Source organism: Nocardia sp. Marseille-Q1738, from assembly GCF_965283145.1.
Map to the genome: position 1 here is coordinate 314022 of NZ_CBDIMS010000003.1, position 18183 is coordinate 332204.

General features: G+C 68.9%; 17 protein-coding genes. 8 read left to right on the top strand and 9 right to left on the bottom strand.

The features are described from left to right. Positions 1–4: 4 nt before the first annotated feature. From tal to ACWPXK_RS14960, 6 genes are all read left to right on the top strand, one after another. A complete protein-coding gene (tal, locus tag ACWPXK_RS14935; RefSeq protein WP_454196716.1) occupies positions 5–1150 on the top strand; it encodes a transaldolase in 1146 nt (381 codons plus the stop codon). Between the two features lie 3 nt (positions 1151–1153). Continuing rightward, a complete protein-coding gene (gene zwf, locus ACWPXK_RS14940) occupies positions 1154–2731 on the top strand; it encodes a glucose-6-phosphate dehydrogenase (protein ID WP_454196717.1) in 1578 nt (525 codons plus the stop codon). After that, complete coding sequence (gene opcA / locus ACWPXK_RS14945; RefSeq protein WP_454196718.1) at positions 2728–3636, top strand: glucose-6-phosphate dehydrogenase assembly protein OpcA; 909 nt, start codon at positions 2728–2730, stop codon at positions 3634–3636. Before zwf ends, opcA begins: the two co-directional genes overlap by 4 nt. Beyond that, positions 3629–4384 (top strand): 6-phosphogluconolactonase, encoded by a 756-nt coding sequence (pgl, locus tag ACWPXK_RS14950; RefSeq protein WP_454196719.1) that lies wholly within the window; start codon positions 3629–3631, stop codon positions 4382–4384. The genes opcA and pgl overlap by 8 nt, the downstream gene beginning before the upstream one ends. A gap of 299 nt (positions 4385–4683) precedes the next feature. Further along, on the top strand, positions 4684–6960 hold the full coding sequence (locus tag ACWPXK_RS14955) for a thiamine pyrophosphate-dependent enzyme (RefSeq protein WP_454197046.1): 2277 nt from the start codon (positions 4684–4686) through the stop codon (positions 6958–6960). A 47-nt stretch (positions 6961–7007) separates the two neighbouring features. After that, the gene (locus ACWPXK_RS14960) at positions 7008–7487 is read left to right on the top strand and encodes a hypothetical protein (RefSeq protein ID WP_454196720.1); all 480 of its coding nucleotides are present in this window, start codon (positions 7008–7010) and stop codon (positions 7485–7487) included. Positions 7488–7745: 258 nt separating this feature from the next. Here the strand turns inward: ACWPXK_RS14960 and ACWPXK_RS14965 are convergent, their stop codons facing one another. Next, complete coding sequence (locus tag ACWPXK_RS14965; RefSeq protein ID WP_454196721.1) at positions 7746–8348, bottom strand: DUF7691 family protein; 603 nt, start codon at positions 8346–8348, stop codon at positions 7746–7748. 61 nt (positions 8349–8409) lie between these two features. Beyond that, entirely contained in the window at positions 8410–9357 is a 948-nt protein-coding gene (locus tag ACWPXK_RS14970; RefSeq protein ID WP_454197047.1) for an alpha/beta hydrolase, read from the bottom strand. 96 nt (positions 9358–9453) lie between these two features. Between ACWPXK_RS14970 and ACWPXK_RS14975 the strand changes: the two genes are divergently transcribed. After that, the gene (locus ACWPXK_RS14975) at positions 9454–10302 is read left to right on the top strand and encodes an SDR family NAD(P)-dependent oxidoreductase (protein WP_454196722.1); all 849 of its coding nucleotides are present in this window, start codon (positions 9454–9456) and stop codon (positions 10300–10302) included. Here ACWPXK_RS14975 and ACWPXK_RS14980 read toward each other — a convergent pair. From ACWPXK_RS14980 to ACWPXK_RS14995, 4 genes are all read right to left on the bottom strand, one after another. Beyond that, positions 10265–10663 carry a LysR family transcriptional regulator substrate-binding protein gene (locus ACWPXK_RS14980; RefSeq protein WP_454196723.1) on the bottom strand — a complete coding sequence of 133 codons (399 nt, stop codon included), beginning with the start codon at positions 10661–10663 and terminating at the stop codon, positions 10265–10267. The two genes, ACWPXK_RS14975 and ACWPXK_RS14980, sit on opposite strands and share 38 nt — an antisense overlap. Positions 10664–10791: 128 nt before the next feature. Then, positions 10792–11025, bottom strand: coding sequence for a preprotein translocase subunit SecG (secG, locus tag ACWPXK_RS14985; protein ID WP_039798855.1), 234 nt, complete (start codon positions 11023–11025; stop codon positions 10792–10794). A 196-nt stretch (positions 11026–11221) separates the two neighbouring features. Beyond that, positions 11222–12820 (bottom strand): MFS transporter, encoded by a 1599-nt coding sequence (locus ACWPXK_RS14990; protein WP_454196724.1) that lies wholly within the window; start codon positions 12818–12820, stop codon positions 11222–11224. 68 nt (positions 12821–12888) lie between these two features. Further along, complete coding sequence (locus ACWPXK_RS14995; RefSeq protein WP_454196725.1) at positions 12889–13833, bottom strand: DMT family transporter; 945 nt, start codon at positions 13831–13833, stop codon at positions 12889–12891. Between the two features lie 401 nt (positions 13834–14234). Between ACWPXK_RS14995 and ACWPXK_RS15000 the strand changes: the two genes are divergently transcribed. Further along, positions 14235–15017 (top strand): META domain-containing protein, encoded by a 783-nt coding sequence (locus tag ACWPXK_RS15000; RefSeq protein WP_454196726.1) that lies wholly within the window; start codon positions 14235–14237, stop codon positions 15015–15017. 96 nt (positions 15018–15113) lie between these two features. Here ACWPXK_RS15000 and tpiA read toward each other — a convergent pair whose 3' ends face one another. The 3 genes from tpiA to gap are packed head-to-tail and all read right to left on the bottom strand — an operon-like array spanning position 15114 to position 18141. Beyond that, on the bottom strand, positions 15114–15899 hold the full coding sequence (tpiA, locus tag ACWPXK_RS15005; RefSeq protein WP_454196727.1) for a triose-phosphate isomerase: 786 nt from the start codon (positions 15897–15899) through the stop codon (positions 15114–15116). 2 nt (positions 15900–15901) lie between these two features. Then, the gene (locus tag ACWPXK_RS15010) at positions 15902–17116 is read right to left on the bottom strand and encodes a phosphoglycerate kinase (RefSeq protein WP_454196728.1); all 1215 of its coding nucleotides are present in this window, start codon (positions 17114–17116) and stop codon (positions 15902–15904) included. A gap of 5 nt (positions 17117–17121) precedes the next feature. Then, positions 17122–18141: a type I glyceraldehyde-3-phosphate dehydrogenase gene (gene gap / locus ACWPXK_RS15015; protein WP_454196729.1), complete on the bottom strand. Its 1020-nt coding sequence runs from the start codon at positions 18139–18141 to the stop codon at positions 17122–17124. Positions 18142–18183: the final 42 nt, after the last annotated feature.

Here is an 18183-nt window from a genome sequence, read left to right on the forward strand (position 1 = left end):
GCTCATGGCTCAGAACGAAAACCTCGCCGCCCTGTCGGCGGCGGGGGTGTCCGTATGGCTCGACGATCTGTCCAGGGACCGGATCCAGTCCGGCAACCTGGCCGAGCTGATCGCCACCCGTGGCGTCGTCGGGGTCACCACCAACCCGACGATCTTCCAGGGTGCGCTCAGCCAGGGCCACAGCTACGACAGCCAGCTGAAAGAGCTTGCCGCTCGCGGCGCCGACGCCGATGCCGCCATCCGCACCATCACCACCGACGACGTCCGCGCGGCCTGCGACGTGTTCGCTCCGGTCTTCGAAGCGACCGGCGGTGTGGACGGCCGGGTCTCCATCGAGGTCGATCCCCGCCTGGCGTTCGACGCGGACAAGTCCATCGCGCAGGCGGTCGAGCTGTGGAAGATCGTCGACCGGCCCAACCTGTTCATCAAGATCCCGGCCACCGAGGCGGGCTTGCCCGCGATCACCGCGGTGCTCGCCGAGGGCATCAGCGTCAACGTCACGTTGATCTTCTCGGTGCAGCGCTACCGCGCGGTGATGGGCGCCTACCTGGACGGCGTGCGGAAGGCGAAGGTCGCCGGGCATGATCCGGCCAAGATCCATTCCGTCGCTTCGTTCTTCGTGTCCCGGGTGGACACCGAGATCGACAAGCGGCTGGAGGCGATCGGCACCGAGGAGGCGCTCGCGCTGCGCGGGAAGGCCGGTATCGCCAACGCCCGCCTGGCCTACGCCGAGTACCAGGACGTGTTCGACGGTGGCAAGCACACCTCCACCTACACGAACCTGGCCGCCTCCGGCGCGAATCGGCAACGGCCGCTGTGGGCGTCGACGGGCGTGAAGAACCCGGACTACTCCGACACCATGTACGTCACCGAGCTGGTCGCAACGAACACGGTGAACACGCTGCCGGAGAAGACCCTCCAGGCGGTCGCCGATCACGGTGAGATCCGCGGCGACACCGTCAGCGGCACGGCCGCGGCGGCCAAGGAGGTCTTCGACCAGCTGACCGCCGTCGGCATCGACCTCGACGATGTGTTCGCGGTGCTCGAGCGCGAAGGCGTGGACAAGTTCGAGAAGTCCTGGGAAGAGCTGCTTTCGGCCACGGCCGAGGAGTTGAGGTCGGCCGCCGCTTCCGCTTCCGGGAACAGCTGACCGATGGCCGGTTCAGCGTCCACGGGTCGAGCGGCCGCGAACGATTGGCACAACCCGCTGCGCGACAGCCGGGACCAACGGCTTCCGCGCATCGCGGGACCGTGCAGCATGGTGATCTTCGGCGTCACGGGTGACCTGTCCCGCAAGAAGCTGATGCCGGCCATCTACGACCTGGCGAACCGGGGGCTGCTGCCCCCGGGTTTCGGCTTGGTCGGCTTCGCCCGCCGCGACTACGCCGACGAGGACTTCGCCTCGGTCGTCCTCGACGCGGTGAAAACGCACTCGCGCACTCCGTTCCGCCAGGAGGTCTGGGACCAGCTCGCGGAGGGCATCCGGTTCGTCCAGGGCACCTTCGACGACGACGCGGCGTTCGACCGGCTCGCCGACACCCTGGCCACCCTGGACAAGGAGCGCGGCACCGGCGGCAACCACGCCTTCTACCTGTCGATCCCGCCGAAGACGTTCCCCGTCGTGCTCGATCAGCTCTCCGGGCACGGCCTGGCGCAGACGAAAGGGTTCGACGAAGCGGGCCGCAAGCCGTGGCGCCGAGTGGTGATCGAGAAGCCGTTCGGGCACGACCTGGAAAGCGCCCAAGAGCTCAACGCACTGGTCAACCGGGTGTTCCCGGAGGAGACGGTGTTCCGCATCGACCACTACCTCGGTAAGGAGACGGTGCAGAACATCTTGGCGCTGCGCTTCGCCAACCAGTTGTACGAGCCGATCTGGAACGCCAACTTCGTCGACCACGTGCAGATCACCATGGCCGAGGACATCGGATTGGGCGGCCGCGCCGGGTATTACGACGGCATCGGTGCCGCGCGGGACGTGATCCAGAATCACCTGCTGCAACTGCTGGCGCTCACCGCCATGGAGGAGCCGATCAGCTTCGAGCCCAAGCAGCTGCAGACCGAGAAGATCAAGGTGCTCTCGGCGACCAAGCTCATCGAACCGCTGGACGAGACCACCGCCCGCGGGCAATACGCGGCGGGCTGGCAGGGCAGCGAGCACGTGGTCGGACTGCTGGACGAGGAAGGGTTCGATCCGAATTCGCGGACCGAGACCTATGCGGCGATCAGCCTGGAGGTCGACACCCGCCGCTGGGCGGGTGTCCCGTTCTTCCTGCGCACCGGAAAACGGCTCGGCCGCAGGGTGACCGAGATCGCGGTGATCTTCAAGCGGGCGCCGCACCTGCCGTTCGACCAGACCATGACCGAAGAACTGGGGCAGAACGCGCTGGTCATCCGGGTGCAGCCGGACGAGGGCATCACCACCCGGTTCGGCTCGAAGGTGCCGGGATCCGGCATGGAAGTGCGTGATGTCAACATGGACTTCAGCTACGGCGAGGCGTTCACCGAGTCCTCTCCCGAGGCCTACGAGCGCCTGATCCTCGACGTGCTGCTCGGGGTGCCGTCGCTGTTCCCGGTCAACGCGGAGGTCGAATTGTCCTGGCGCATCCTGGACCCAGTGCTCGAGCGCTGGGCCGCCGATGGCAAACCGGAGCCGTACGAGGCGGGCACCTGGGGTCCGGCGTCGGCCGAGGAGATGCTCGCCCGCACCGGGCGCGAATGGCGGCGGCCGTGATCGTCGACATGCCGGAGACCAAGACCAGCGAGGTCACCAAGCGTCTCGTGCAGCTGCGCGAGAGCAACGGCGTGATCACCGTGGGACGGGTGCTCACCCTGGTGGTGTGCACGCTGGACAGCTCCGAGGCCGAGGACGCGATCGACGCCGCGAACGACGCCAGCCGCGAGCACCCCTGCCGCGTGGTGGTGCTCGCACGCGGTGACCGAGAAGCCGCCACCCGGCTGGACGCGCAGATCCGGGTGGGCGGCGACGCGGGAGCGGCCGAGGTGATCGTGCTGCGCCTGCAGGGCGAACTGATCAGCCACGAAAGCAGCGTCGTCATCCCGTTCCTCCTGCCGGATACGCCGGTGGTCGCCTGGTGGCCCCGCGGAGCCCCGGAGTTCCCGTCCAGGGACTCGGTGGGTCGGCTGGCGACCCGGCGCATCACCGACGCCACGTTCGCGCCGGATCCGCAGGCGGCGATCAAGAAGCGGCTCGGCTCCTACGCGACCGGCGACTCCGATCTGGCCTGGAGCCGGATCACCTACTGGCGCGCGCTGCTGGCCGCCGCCATGGACGAGCCGCCGTTCGAGCTGGTGGAGTCGGCGACGGTGTCCGGGCTGCGCGACGAACCCGCCCTGGACGTACTGGCGGGTTGGCTGGCGGCCCGGCTCGGGTGCCCGGTTCGCCGCCGCACCGGACCCTTGCACGTGGAACTGCACCGCCGCACGGTCTCCATCGCGATCGAGCGTCCGCAAACCGGCCGCACCGCCACGCTCACCCGCACCGGCGACCCGGTGCAGCGAATCGCACTGGCCCGCAGGGAGACTCGCGACTGCCTCGCCGAGGAACTACGCAGGTTGGACTCCGACGACATCTACGCGGAGGCACTGGCCGGAATCGAGAAGGTGATCTATGAGTGACCACACCGATTCACCCTTTCCCAGCGACACCGTCGAGGTCCACCTCGACACCGAGTCGCTTGTCGCCGCCGCGGCAGCCCGTTTCGTGTCGGTCGTCGTCGCGGCCCAAGCCGAGCGCGGTGCGGCGTCGGTGGTGCTGACCGGCGGCGGCACCGGCATCGCCCTGTTGGAGCAGGTGCGCAAGTCGCCCGGCGACATCGACTGGTCCCGGCTCGACGTGTTCTGGGGCGACGAGCGTTTCGTGCCCGCGGGTGATCCGGAGCGCAACGACCTGCAAGCCGGGCAGGCTCTGCTCGACCACGTGCCGGTGGACCCGGCGCGGGTGCATCCGGTGGCCGCGTCCGATGGCGAGTACCCCGATCCCGTGGAGGCGGCCGCCGAGTACTCCGCGGCCGTGCACGCCTACCTCACCGAGCACGGCGCGTTCGATCTGCATCTGCTCGGCATGGGCGGCGAGGGGCACGTGAACTCGCTGTTCCCGCACACCGACGCCGTGCGCGAGGACCATGAGCTCGTTGTCGCCGTGACGGATTCGCCGAAGCCGCCGCCGGTGCGGGTGACCCTCACCCTGCCCGCCGTCCGGCGGTCTCGCCACGTCGTGCTGGTGGTCGGCGGCGCGGCCAAGGCCGAGGCCGTCGCCGCGGCGATCGGCGGCGCTGACCCGCTGGAGATTCCCGCGGCCGGCGCGACCGGCATCGACTCCACCACCTGGCTGCTCGATCAAGACGCCGCGTCAGCGCTGCGCTGAGTGTGCGCGGCGCAGCGTGCCGCCTGACGGCGGACGTCCGGGCACGTGCCGATCCGAAGGTCAGCTCGATGCCGGAGCTCGTTGCCGCACCAGGGGTGGATAGACCTGAGCAGGTCCAACCGGCGGTGTCGCGCAAATTCATCCAAAAAACACGCCTCTGACCGGAATAATGCCGTCTGATATCGCGCCCATACGGTGCACTTTTACGCGATGATCGTTCGGTGACCGAGCAGGGAGTGGATCTGGAGGAGAGGTTTCGCGCCACGATCGCCGCACTCACCCCGCGACCGAGCCGGGCAATGGGTGAGCCGGTCGTCCCCGGCAGCACGATTACCGGCGCGGCGTGCCTGGAACTGTTCGAATCGCAGGCGACGAGCAGGCATCTCGATCTCGCGGCACGACGCCTCGGCAGCGCCCGGCGCGGTTATTACAGCATCGGGTCGTCCGGCCACGAAGGAAACGCCGCGTTGGCGGCGGCCCTGCGGACCTCCGATCCCGCTTTGCTGCACTACCGATCGGGCGCGTTCTTCGTGCACCGGTCCCGGCGCGTACCCGGCCTCGACCCGATCCGGGACGTGCTGCTGGGAGTGGTCGCCGCGGCGGCCGATCCGATTTCGGGTGGCCGGCACAAGGTGTTCGGCAGCGCGGCGGCGAACGTCATCCCGCAGACGTCCACCATCGCGTCGCACCTTCCGCGCGCGGTGGGGTTGGCCTTCGCGATCGATCGTGCCGCGCGACTGGGCGTTTCCAGCCCGTGGGCGTCGGACTCGGTGGTGCTGTGCAGTTTCGGCGACGCGTCGGCGAACCACTCCACCGCGACCGGGGCGATCAATGCCGCGGTCCATACCACGCACCAAGGGATTCCGATGCCGATCCTGTTCGCCTGCGAGGACAACGGCATCGGCATCAGCGTTCCCACGCCACCGGACTGGATCGAACAGGCGTACGGCCATCGGCCTGGTCTGCGGTACTTCAGCGCGGACGGTTGCGACGCCGTCGACGCGCTGACCACCGCGAGCACCGCCGCGCAGTGGGTCCGGGACAACAGGAAGCCCGCGTTCCTGCGTCTGCGGACCGTCCGGCTGCTGGGTCACGCGGGGTCGGATATGGAGGCCGCCTACCGCCGCGCCGCCGATATCGCCGCCGAGCTGCTCCGCGATCCGGTGCTGGCGACCGCGCGGCTGCTGGTCGAGTCCGGCGTGGTTACGCCCGCCGACGTGCTCGACCGCTACGCCGACCTGGGTCGCCGCGTCGCCGCGACAGCCGAAATCGTCCGCGAGGAACCGAAACTCGCCTCCGCCGCGGCGGTGATCGCTCCGATCGGCCCATCTCGCCCTGCCCTGGTGCGCGCGGACGCGCTCAGAGCCGAACCCCTGCCGGACGACGGTCGCTCCGAATCACGGAACCGGGCGACCTCACGCGCCGATGCGTACCGTACGAACACGAATGGCGCTGCCGCGCAGGGTGATCCGGTGACTCTCGCCCAGGCGATCAACAACACGCTCGCAGACCTGCTGGCCCGCGATCGCGATGTGCTCGTCTTCGGCGAGGACGTCGGCCGCAAAGGCGGCGTGTACGGGGTGACCAAAGGATTACAGAAGGCGTTCGGCGCCCGCCGCGTGTTCGACACCCTGCTGGACGAGCAGAGTGTCCTCGGCACCGCACTCGGCGTGGCGCTGGCCGGGTTCGTGCCGATTCCGGAGATCCAGTACCTCGCCTACCTGCACAACGCCGCCGACCAGATTCGTGGCGAAGCGGCCACGCTGTCGTTCTTCTCCGACGGGCGCTACCGCAACCCGATGGTGGTGCGGATCGCCGGATACGCCTACCAAAAGGGCTTCGGCGGCCACTTCCACAACGACAACTCGATCGCCGCGCTGCGCGACATCCCCGGCGTGGTCCTCGCCTCCCCCTCCCGCGCCGACGACGCCGCGGCAATGCTGCGGACCTGCGTGTCCGCCGCCCGGGTGGATGGCAGGGTGTGCCTGTTCCTGGAGCCCATCGCGCTCTATCACACCCGCGACCTGCACACGCCCGGCGACGACGGCTGGCTGGCGCGGACGTCGCGCACCGAGTACGTCGAGGTCGGCCGAGCCCGCGTCTACGGTGACGGCACGGACCTGACCTTGGTCAGCTTCGCCAATGGCGTGCCGATGAGCCTGCGCGTGGCGCGGCGCCTGGCCCGCCGCGGTATCCATGCCCGCGTGCTCGATCTGCGCTGGCTCGCTCCGCTACCGGTGGACGACCTGGTGGCGCACGCGCGTGCGACCGGCCGGGTGCTCGTCGCGGACGAGACCCGCCGTAGCGGCGGCGTGTCCGAGGCGGTCTGCGCGGCGCTGGTCGATGCCGGTTTCTCGGGATCTCTCGCCCGCGTCACCAGCGAGGACAGCTTCGTGCCGCTCGGACCCGCCGCCGACACGGTGCTGCTCGACGAGGATCGGATCGACGCCGCAGCCCGCGCGCTCATGGGCCCCGCGGCACAACGGGCGCCGAGCGAAGGCGAGGCAACCGCCGCGACGGACGCGCGGCGCGCCGAGGCGCGGCATCCAGGCGAATTCGATTCGGGCAGGGAATAGTGGAAATACAGTGAGGTGACGGTGACCAGCAGCGGAAGGACACGGCAATGACCACGATGTCCATGCTCGGCGAGGTACGACCGGAGCACGAGCACACGGCCGACGGCGATCTGGTGCTCCTGCACTACCTGCGTTCCTTCCACAAGCCCGTGCTGGACGTCTGGTCGGCGGCTACCGAGCGGGGCCAGCTCTCCCGCTGGCTCGGCAGCGTCACCGGCGGCAACGGCAACCTCACCATCGAGCTGCTCGACGGCCCGGTTCCCGGTCCCGTCGCGGTGCGCGTCGATCACTGCGTGGCGCCGCACGAGCTGGTCGTGCACGTCGACGGCTGCCTGCTCGAGGTCCGGATGAGCCAGGTCGGCGTGGTCACTACCGTCGAATTGACCCGCCGCCATGTCTGCCCCGCCGACGCGGGCGCCATCGGCCCGCGCTGGCAATACCTGCTCGACCGCCTCACGGCCTATCTCGACTACGAGCCGCTGCCGCGCTGGTCGGACTACCCGAAGCTGGCCGAGGAATATCGCTAGGCGGCCGCCTCGCCTTCGCTAGGCTACGGCCGAGTCCGTCCGACAGGCGTTCTCTATGCGGCTACGTCAGCCTTCGCTCGACCCGGCGCGGGACTGTAGCGGAACCTCCGTCCGGCACGCCCTCTGTGCGACTGTCTTCCTCACCGAACGCAGGACTAGTAACGCACGGTCCGGCAATACCGCTTCATGCGGCTTCCCGTCGCTCGGTATGTCCGTACGTGCGTGCGGACTGCGTTCGGATGGGACCCGTCAGGCGGTTCAGTAGAAGAACCCGGCGATGCCCCAGCCGGGCCGGGCCTGGGCCTCGCGGATCCATTCGACGCACGACTCGATGGCGGCGAGTACCTCGTGGTCGACCTCCTCGCGTTGCGGCGGCGTCGTGGACTCCCACTGCACCAGCGCTTCCGCGCACTGCTCCGGCGTCCATTCGCCGTAGCCGGGCAGATCATCCGGTTGGGGCAGCGCGGGCGGCAGCGAGTGGTACATGAAGTCGCGGACGCTGATCGCCTTGATGCCGAGCGCGGCGAGTCCGTCGTCGACGTGGTCCAGCCAGCGGCCGCGGAACGCCGAGAAGTAGCGGTTGTCCACGAACCGGCCGTAGAACTGGCAGATCGTCTGGAAGGCGTAGCCGTATTGGAAACCGTAGGACGGGTCGAACGGACCGCCGTCGATGACGGCGCGCACCGCCTCGTAGCGGGTGGGTGCGCCGCCCGCGATCTCGTCGGCGAACCAGTCGTCGTCGTGGGTCAGCTGGGCCTTGAACCGGCCGCCGATCATCCGCCGGAGCTTGTCGTCCCGGGACCCGATGGCGGCGGAGACCCTGTCCAGTTCGACGACGTAGATGCTCAGGCTATAACTCATTCACCAGACATTAGCGGTGCCCACCGACAGCGAACGGCCCTGGGCCCGAAGATGTTTCACCTCAGGCCGAAATCCCGGCGGAATGCGCATCCAGGTGGTGCAGATGCGCGGTGAGCAACGCGTTCACCTCCACGGTCCGCTCCAGCTGCACGAGGTGACCCGCGTCGGCGATCTCGGTCACCGCACGCAGGTCGACGACATGCTCGCGCATGGTGGCCAGCGGATCACGGCCGCTGAATCCCTCCATGTCGGGATCGCGATCGCCGTACAAGAAATAGGCCGGCACAGTGACTTTCGCGTCCGCGTAGTCGGCGGTGAGTTCCCAGTTGCGGTCCAAGCTGCGGTACCAGTTCAATCCGCCGGTGAACCCGGTGCGTTCGAAATCGCGTGCGAACGTGTCCAATTCGGGTCCGCTCAGCCAGCGCCACGGCAACGCGGGAGCCTCTGGCAGCACGTCGAGATAGCCGGTGCCTTCCGCCGGGAAGCGCCAAGTGTCCAGATAGTGATAGTCGGCGCTCAGCGCGAAATACACACGCGCGAGAAATTCCCGCGGACACGCGCCGAGTTCCGCGTCGGCGACGCCCGGGGTCTGAAAGTAGTGCAGGTGCAGGAAGTGTCGTGCGGCGGCCTTCGCCCATAGCTGCGAAGGCGCACGCGGCGGACGGGGCGCGAACGGATTGTTCAGGACGATGACGGCGCGCACCCGCTCCGGCGCGCGCAATGCCAGTTCCCACACCAGCGCGGCGCCGAAGTCCAAGCCCACGAACACCGCCTGCTCGGCGCCGATGTCATCGAGCAGACCGAGCAGGTCGGCGCAGACAGCGCGATTGGTGTACGCCTCGAGCTCGGCGGGTACGTCGGTCTGTCCGTAGCCGCGCAGGTCGGGCGCGATCGCGCGATATCCCGCCGCGGCGAGCGCGGGAAGCTGACGGTGCCAGACGTACCAGGTGTGCGGAAAGCCGTGGCAGAAGATCACCGGCTGCCCCTCCCCCTGCTCGGTGACGTGCATGCGGATATCGTTGGTCGTCACGAACCGATGGGTCAGCTCCACTCCGGCCTCCAAAGACTAGAACACGTTATTATTTCACGGTAATGTTCCGGTTCCGTGAGCGGAATACCCGACGGGCTCGAAGGCAAGATCGCGGTGGTCACCGGCGCCAGCCGCGGTATAGGCAAGGGAATCGCGCTGGAGCTGGGCGCGGCAGGTGCGACGGTGTTCGTGACCGGGCGCTCCACGGCGCAGGGACGCTTGCCCGGCACCGTGCACGCGACGGCCGCCGCCATCGATGCGGCAGGCGGAGTGGGTATCCCGTTCGTGTGCGATCACCGCGACGACGACGCGGTGGAACGGCTGTTCGAACTGATCCGCACCGAGCACGGCAGGCTGGACGTGCTGGTGAACAACGTCTACAACTCCCCCGCCGCGGCCAGGTGGCTCGGCAAGCCGTTCTGGGAGGTTCCACCGGCGGCCTGGGACGAGACCTTCGACGTTGGCGTCCGATCACATTACGTGGCAAGTGTTTTCGCCGCGCCGCTGCTGATCGAATCGGGCGGGTTGATCGTCAACATCTCCTCGCCGGGCGCGCGCAGGTACATGCACAACGCCGTGTACGGCGTCGCGAAGTCCGCGCTGGACCGGCTCACCGCCGACATGGCGCACAACCTCGCGGGCACCGAGGTGACCGTGGTGTCGCTCTGGCCGGGCATCGTGGATACCGAACTGCTGCAACTGGTTCCGGCCGACGCACACGGGCACCGGCTGGTCACGCTACCCGGCGAGGGCACCTTCGACCTCGCCGAGGCGCAGACGCCGCGCTTCACCGGCCGCGCCGTCGTCGCGCTGGCCACCGATGCTGGGCGCCGCTCGCGCACCGGACTGTCGTGGCGAGTCGCCGATCTCGCGGAGTACTACTGTTTCACCGACGTCGACGGACGGGTTCCGCGCACCGATTGACCAGTCCGAGCACGCCGAAGAAGCGCTGCACCGACCGCGGCGGGACCGGCTTGGCGCGCCAGGCCACATAGACGTGCGAGGGCGGCGCATCGGGAATGTCGCGATAGGCCACGCCGGGATGCGGGGCCCGGGTACACGCCAGGTCCGGCACGACACCGATGCCACGGTTCGCCGCGGCCAACTCGATCCGCTCGTCGAAGTTCGTGCAGGTGATGATCGCCCGGACCGAGTCGGCCGGGTTCCACGACGAGGCGTGGGTGGTGCCGGAGACGGTGTTGGCCACCAGCGGCTGATCGGCCCGATCGGACCACGACAGGCCGGTCGTCGTCGCCAGCGGCGAGTGCGCGGCCACCGCGAGCACCCGCGCGGGACAGATCCTCCGTCCACTGGTGGCCGCCCCGGTGCTCGGGACGAGTTATTCCGTCGCGTTCGTCATCGCCGCGATCGTGCTGGGTGCGGCGGCGCTCACGGCGGGCGCGGTGATTCGGATCAGGCGAACTTGATCTCCAGGCCGATGCCGAGAATGGCGATCAGCCAGATGACGCCGGTGAAGATGGTGACGCGGTCGAGGTTCTTCTCCACGACCGTGGAGCCGGACAGACTGGACTGCACGCCGCCGCCGAACAGGCTGGACAGACCTCCACCCTTGGCGCGGTGCAGCAGCACCAGCAGCACCAGCAGCACGCTGGTGATGATCAGGAGGATATCCAGGAACATCCGCATGCCGGACAGTGTATGCGGTCGGTGCGATCGCACCGAATCAGGCACTCGGCGTCTCGCTCCAGCTGGGCGCTGCCGGACGTAGTCCGCCCTCAACCCGCGCACCGCCGGAGCGAAGGCAGGAGGTACGCACAACGGGCGCTGCCGGACGTAGTCCGCCCTCAGCCCGCGCACGGCCGGAGCGAAGGCGGAGGTACGCCTAGCGCCGGTCGACCGCCACGAGGTGGGTGACCCGGTCGCCCTCGGCGGTGGTGAACTTCGCGACGGCCTGCTCGCGTAGCTGGTCCTGGGCGGTGAGGCGAACCTGGTGCTGGTGCATGTGCTCGGCCCAGGACCGCACGACGAATGCCTCGACGTAGCGGTCGATCACCCCGACATCGCGGTAGAGCCGCCACTCCATCGCGCCGGTACGCTGCCGGGACCGGCCGACGAAGGCCATGGCGGCAAGGAATTCCTCGACGCTCTCCGGCGGCACGTCGTAGTCGCGCAGGATCAGCACCGGGCCGTCGTCGGGATCGGGTTCGACGACCAACTGGGGCTCCGGCCAGAATGCCGACGGGGTCAGGTCGATCTGCTCCGCGTTGTGCCGGATCGGCAGCCAGAACGTACTCACCGCGCAGAACCCGAGCAGCACCGCGGCCCACAGCAGCGCGGGCACCGACCCGACGGCATCGGCGAGCAGACCCCAGACCAGCGAGCCGATCGCCTGTCCGCCCATGAACACCAGCAGATACACCGACAGCCCGCGCGCACGCACCCAGGCCGGTAGCAGCAGCTGCATGGTCGCGTTCATCGTGGACATCGCCAGCAGCCAGGCCAGCCCCGCGAAGACCAGCAGCACCAGAATCACCGGCACGACGCGGAGCAGCGCGGTGCCCGCGGTCGCGAGTCCGAACAGGATCGCGGCCGTGCTCAACCGCTGGGTCGGGTTCAGCCATCGCCGCAGGCGCGACAACGCGGCGGCGCCGACCACCGCGCCGAGGCCGAGCGCGCCGAGCATCAGACCGTATCCGGAGGACGACAGGCCGAGCCGATCGCGTGCGATCACCGGCAGCAGCGCCCACACCGCGCTGGCGGGGGTGATGAACAAGATCGAGCGCAGCAGCACGCGGCGGATCGCCGGCGCGGCCCGGATGAACCGGGTGCCCGCCTGCAACGCCGCCAGCGGACGCTCGGTGGGTAGTCGCCGATCCGTCGCCGGCCGACGCCAGACCGTCAGCGCCGCGACGATTCCGCCGAAGGACACCGCGTTCAGCGCGAACACCAACGTCGGCCCGGACAGCGCGACCAAGACTCCGGCGAGCGCGGGCCCCACCGCGCGGCCGATATTGATGTTCATGCTGCCCAGTGCCGCGGCCGCCGGTATCTGCTCGCGCGAGACCAACTCCGGCTGAATCGCCTGCCAGGCGGGCGCGGTCAGCGCCTGACCGCAGCCGAGCAGGAACAGCAACGTCAGCAGCACAGCAGGCGTGGTGTGCCCGGTCGCGGTGGACACGGCGAGAATCGTCGCGAGCGCCGCCATCGTGGACTGCGCGCCGAGCAGCAGCCTGCGCCGATCCACCAGGTCGGCGATCACGCCGGACGGAATGGCCAGCAGCATCACCGGCAGCGTGATCGCGGTCTGCACGAACGACACCAGAGCCGCGGCGTTGGGCAAGTCGACCAGCATCCACTGCGCCCCGACCATCTGCATCCAGGTGCCCAGATTGGACACCAACTGGGCCACCCACAGCGCCCGGTATATCGGTGAACGCAGCGGCGCCCACGTGGAGCCAGGGGTAGTCGGGGCGGCGGTCACGCGCCGAAGTTTAAAGCGTGCACGCCGACGGAACGACTCGCCCGAGCCGCCGACCTACGCCAGAGTCCTCAGTCCCGCACACGGCGGCCGATGGTCGCCGTGTCCAGCCCTTCGACCAGGGATCGCCCGGGTATCGCCGCGAGCAACAACGCCACGATGAGCAGCGCGGCGCCCAGCAGCCCCAGGGCGGTGAGACGTTCGCCGAGCACTACCGCGGCCAGCACCGCCCCGGTGAGCGGTTCGAGGAGCGCGAGAACGGCGGCGATTCCTGGACCGACATCAGAGAGCCCGCGAAAGTACAGGGTGTAGGCGATCGCCGTCGGCGCAAGCCCGAGCAGCAGGACCAAGGCGATGCTGCCCACTGTCGGGTCGAACGCGAAACCGCTCATGCCCGCCAACGGAACCAGCAGCAGCGCGCCGCCGGTGAACCCGAGGCCGGTGGTGGTCATCGCGTCGAGGCCGGGCACCGGCGCCGCGTTGATCACGGTGACCGTCGCGAACGCGGTGGCGGCCACCGACGCGAGCACCGCGCCCATGAGCAACCCGCCCGCGCTCGCACCACCGGACGGCACCCCGACCAGTAGCGCCAGCCCGCACAGGGCGATCCCGATCGTCGCAGCGCGGCGCCGGTCCACCGCACGCCGTCCGGTGACGTGCTCGAGCACGGCGACGACCACGGGGGACATGCCGATGGTGATCAGGGTGGCGAGACTGACCGTTGCGGCCGCGACGGCGCCGAAGTAGGCCGCCTGAAAGGTTGCCGCGAGGACAGCGACCGCGCCGATGCGGCGCCACGCCAATGGATTTCGCGGCCAGGGCTGTCGTCTTGTGGCGAGCACGGCCAGCAGCAGTAACCCACCGACGGCAAGTCGGCAGGTGCCGACCGAAACGGGGGGAAGACCGGTGGCCCGGTGCAACAGGGTGCCGAGCAGACCGCCGGTGCCCCAGAGGATTCCGGCGCCGACGAGGTAGACCAGCGCAGAACGGCTGGCGGTGGACACAGACATGGACATAGAAGATCGCGCTCCTGCGACTGAAAGGGATGGGGTCGCGGAAGCGAGGTGCACAGCGATGCCGAAAATGGCGCGCACACCGTTCGGTGGCGCGCTGAATACCTACACCTCGCTCAGGAGGCGGGCGGCGGGGTGATGGGGAAGCAGCGGTGCACGGCACAGATAGTAACGCACACCGAGCGAGTCATCCCATGTATCCCGATTCTCGGCTCGACCGCCCCCTTGCCGCGATGTCGGCGACGGCGAGCGCGAATCGAGCATCCGGCACGCGACCAGGTGACGGCAGCCTCGAAGGAGTTCGTCACCTACCCGACGTCCCGGAAGAACGCACCACAATGTCGGCAGGCCGTCACAAGCTGCGAAATCCGGGCTGCCCAGCGCCTCGTCGGTAGCATCGCCGCATGGCGGCACACTTCGCGCGACTAGCCCTCGCTGTCCTGATCGCTCCATGCGCGCTCGCGGCGTGCTCGAGCAACGGTCCGGGGCAGACCTCCGACGGGCCGAGCCCGGTGGGCCGCACCTTCCTCTCCACCGGCGTCGAGGGAACCCCGATTCCCGGCGGCGGCCCGCTGACGGTCAGCTTCCCCGACGGCCGTATCGCCGCGGACGCGGGATGCAACAAGTTCTCCGGCGCGGTCACGCTGGACGACCACGTTCTGCGCGTCTCCGGTCTGTCCACGACCCTGATGGCCTGCCCCGACGATCGCAGCGGCGCCGACGAATGGCTCAGCGGCCTGCTGAATTCCGAGCCCAGCTGGCGACTCGACGACGCGCGACTCACGCTGCACAGCGACGACCGGACCGTGACCCTGCTCGACAAAAAGGTCGCTCAACCGGACCGGCCCGTCAAGGGCACCCCGTGGCTGGTCACCGCTTTCATCGCCGACGATGCCCAGATCCGCTCCCGCGCGCTCGACGAGGCGAAGCCGACACTCACCATCGCCGAGGACGGCGCAGTCTCGGGCAGCACCGGGTGCAATCGCGTCACCGGCAGCGCCGACGTATCGGGAGCGGAGATCACCTTCCGGGTCGCCACCACGAAAATGGCGTGCTCCGCCGAGGTGATGGAGGTAGAGCAGGCGGTCTTGAAAGCTCTGGACGGCAAGACCACCGCCACGGTGGACGCCGACACGCTGACCCTGCGCAACGACAACGGCGCGGGCTTGATCCTGCACGCGGAGTGAGCCACCACTCCTGCCAGGTGAGGATCCGGCGAAATCACTACAGCCCGGCATCGCGGCGAGCGATACCGGGCTGTAGCGCGTAGTCCCTCGTGCGGGTCAGGGCAAGGGGCCGCCCGCCGCGATCGCCGAGAGGGTGGCGAACTCGTCACCCTTGAGCGAAGCGCCGCCGACCAGAGCGCCATCGATGTCGGTCTGGGCGACCAACTCGCCGACGTTCTTGGCGTTCACCGAACCGCCGTAGAGCACGCGGACCTCCGCGGCGACCTCGGGTGAGGCCAGCAGCGCCAGCTCACCGCGAATCGCGCCACAGACCTCCTGCGCGTCGGCAGGCGTGGCGACCCTGCCGGTACCGATCGCCCACACCGGCTCGTAGGCGATGACGATCTTCGAGATCTGTTCCGCCGTCAGGCCTTTCAACGATCCACGCAGCTGTTCGAGGTTGTACTCGACGTGCGTGCCCGCCTCGCGGATGTTCAGGCCCTCGCCGATGCACACGATCGGAGTGATGCCGTGCTTCAACGCCTGCTTGGCCTTGGCCAGCACGATGGCGTCGTCCTCGTTGTGGTACTGGCGCCGTTCCGAGTGCCCCACCACGACGAAGGCGCAGCCCAGCTTGGCGAGCATGCTCGCGCTGATCTCGCCGGTGTAGGCGCCCGATTCGTGCACCGAGACGTCCTGCCCGCCGTAGGTGAGCAGGAGCTTGTCCCCTTCGATGAGGGTCTGCACGCTGCGGAGGTCGGTGAACGGCGGGAGCACCGCCACGTCCACCTTGTCGAAGTACTTCTCCGGCAGGGCGAATGCGATCTTCTGCACCAGAGCGATGGCCTCGAGGTGATTGAGGTTCAACTTCCAGTTGCCCGCGATGAGCGGTTTGCGTGCCATGCTCAGTCCTCCAACACCGCGATGCCGGGGAGTTCCTTGCCCTCGAGGTACTCCAGCGAGGCGCCGCCGCCGGTGGAGATGTGCGAGAAGCCGTCCTCCGGCAGGTTCAGCGCGCGTACGGCCGCCGCCGAGTCGCCACCGCCGACGACGGTGAACGCGCCCTTGCCGGTGGCGGTCACGATCGCCTCGGCGACCCCGCGGGTGCCCGCGGCGAACTTCTCGAACTCGAACACGCCCATCGGGCCGTTCCAGAACACCGTCCGTGCCTCGGTGAGCAGTGCCGCGAAACGGTCCACCGACTCCGGACCCACGTCCAGGCCCAGCCAGTCGTCCGGGATCTCGTGCGCTGGCACCACCCTCGACTCCGCGTCGGCGGCGAACTTGTCGGCCACCACGATGTCGCGCGGCAGGTGGATGACGTCGGCGTACCGCTCGAGCAGGCCCTTGCAGGTGTCCACCATCTCCTCCTGCAGCAACGAGGCGCCCACCGAGAGGCCCTGTGCGGCAAGGAAGGTGAAGCACATGCCGCCGCCGATCACCAGCGTGTCCACCTTCGGCGCGAGCGCCTCGATGACCGCGAGCTTGTCGGAGACCTTGGAACCGCCGAGCACGACCGCGTACGGCCGGTCCGGGTTCTCGCTCAGCTTCGCCAGCACCTCGACCTCGGCCGCGACCAGCGTGCCCGCGTAGTGCGGCAGCAACTGCGCCACGTCGTACACCGACGCCTGCTTGCGGTGCACCACGCCGAAACCGTCGGAGACGAATGCGCCGTCGTCGCCGACCAGCTCGACCAGCGCCGCGGCGAGCTTGCCGCGTTCGGTGTCGTCCTTGCTGGTCTCACGCGGGTCGAACCGGATGTTCTCCAGCAGCAGCACGTCGCCGTCGGTGAGGCCCTCGGACCGCGCGAGCGCGTCCTGGCCGACCACGTCACCGGCGAGCTGGACGTTGCGGCCCAGTTCCTCGGCGAGCCTGGCGGCCACCGGCGCCAGCGAGAGCTGCGGGTCCGGCTCGCCCTTCGGCCGGCCCAGATGCGCGGTCACGATGACCTTGGCGCCCGCCTCGGCCAGCGTCTTGATGGTCGGCGCCGAGGCGATGATCCGGCCGGGATCGGTGATCTGTCCACTGTCGTCGAGGGGGACGTTCAGGTCGGAGCGCACGAGCACGCCCCGGCCCTCCACACCCTCGCCGAGCAGATCCGCGAGTGTCTTGACAGCCATACGCGTCAGAGCGACTTGCCGACGAGGCCGATGAGATCGGCGAGACGGTTGGAGTAGCCCCACTCGTTGTCGTACCAGGAGACGACCTTGACCTGGTCGTCGATCACCTTGGTCAGCGGCGCGTCGTAGATCGACGAGGCCGGGTCGGTGACGATGTCGCTGGAGACGATCGGGTCGGTGTTGTACTTGAGGATGCCCTTCAGCGGGCCCTCGGCGGCGGCCTTGTACGCGGCGTTGATCTCCTCGAGCGTGGCCGACTTGCGCAGCGTGGCGGTCAGATCGGTGACCGAACCCGTGGGGACCGGCACACGCATCGCGTAGCCGTCCAGCTTGCCCTGCAGCTCGGGCAGCACCAGGCCGATGGCCTTCGCGGCGCCGGTGCCGGTCGGCACGATGTTCAGCGCGGCGGCGCGGGCGCGGCGCAGGTCGCCGTGCGGGCCGTCCTGCAGGTTCTGGTCCTGGGTGTAGGCGTGGATGGTGGTCATCAGGCCACGCTCGATGCCGAACTCGTCGTTGAGCACCTTGGCCAGCGGGCCCAGGCAGTTGGTGGTGCACGAGGCGTTCGAGATGATGTTCTGGCTGCCGTCGTACTTGTCGTCGTTGACGCCCATCACGATGGTGATGTCCTCACCCTTGGCGGGGGCGGAGATGACGACCTTCTTCGCGCCTGCGGCGAGGTGGCCCTTGGCCTTGGTGGCATCGGTGAAGATGCCGGTGGACTCGACGACCACGTCGACGCCCAGGTCGCCCCAGGGCAGCGCCGCCGGACCCTCCTTGATGGCCAGCGCCTTGATCCGCTGGTCGCCCACCACGATGGTGTCGTCGCCGTCGAGCGAGACGTCCTGCGGCAGCCGGCCGAGGATCGAGTCGTACTTGAGCAGGGTCGCGAGGGTCGCGTTGTCGGTGAGGTCGTTGACCGCGACGATCTCGATGTCGGTGGTGCCGAGCGCCTTCTGCGCCTCCACCGCCCGGAAGAAGTTACGTCCGATACGACCGAAGCCGTTGATGCCTACCCGGACAGTCACGTTATCGCTCCTCAGCTTTTCAGCGGGTCATTCCGATGCCCT

Bases quoted from the DNA above. Each gene is read 5' to 3' on its own strand.
- ACWPXK_RS15010 (WP_454196728.1), bottom strand. From the start codon at position 17,116: ATGGCTGTCAAGACACTCGCGGATCTGCTCGGCGAGGGTGTGGAGGGC.
- ACWPXK_RS15000 (WP_454196726.1), top strand. From the start codon at position 14,235: ATGGCGGCACACTTCGCGCGACTAGCCCTCGCTGTCCTGATCGCTCCA.
- ACWPXK_RS14970 (WP_454197047.1), bottom strand. From the start codon at position 9,357: ATGCACGTCACCGAGCAGGGGGAGGGGCAGCCGGTGATCTTCTGCCAC.
- tal (WP_454196716.1), top strand. From the start codon at position 5: ATGGCTCAGAACGAAAACCTCGCCGCCCTGTCGGCGGCGGGGGTGTCC.
- tpiA (WP_454196727.1), bottom strand. From the start codon at position 15,899: ATGGCACGCAAACCGCTCATCGCGGGCAACTGGAAGTTGAACCTCAAT.
- secG (WP_039798855.1), bottom strand. From the start codon at position 11,025: ATGCGGATGTTCCTGGATATCCTCCTGATCATCACCAGCGTGCTGCTG.
- ACWPXK_RS14965 (WP_454196721.1), bottom strand. From the start codon at position 8,348: ATGAGTTATAGCCTGAGCATCTACGTCGTCGAACTGGACAGGGTCTCC.
- ACWPXK_RS14995 (WP_454196725.1), bottom strand. From the start codon at position 13,833: ATGTCCATGTCTGTGTCCACCGCCAGCCGTTCTGCGCTGGTCTACCTC.
- pgl (WP_454196719.1), top strand. From the start codon at position 3,629: ATGAGTGACCACACCGATTCACCCTTTCCCAGCGACACCGTCGAGGTC.
- ACWPXK_RS14960 (WP_454196720.1), top strand. From the start codon at position 7,008: ATGACCACGATGTCCATGCTCGGCGAGGTACGACCGGAGCACGAGCAC.
- zwf (WP_454196717.1), top strand. From the start codon at position 1,154: ATGGCCGGTTCAGCGTCCACGGGTCGAGCGGCCGCGAACGATTGGCAC.
- ACWPXK_RS14955 (WP_454197046.1), top strand. From the start codon at position 4,684: ATGGGTGAGCCGGTCGTCCCCGGCAGCACGATTACCGGCGCGGCGTGC.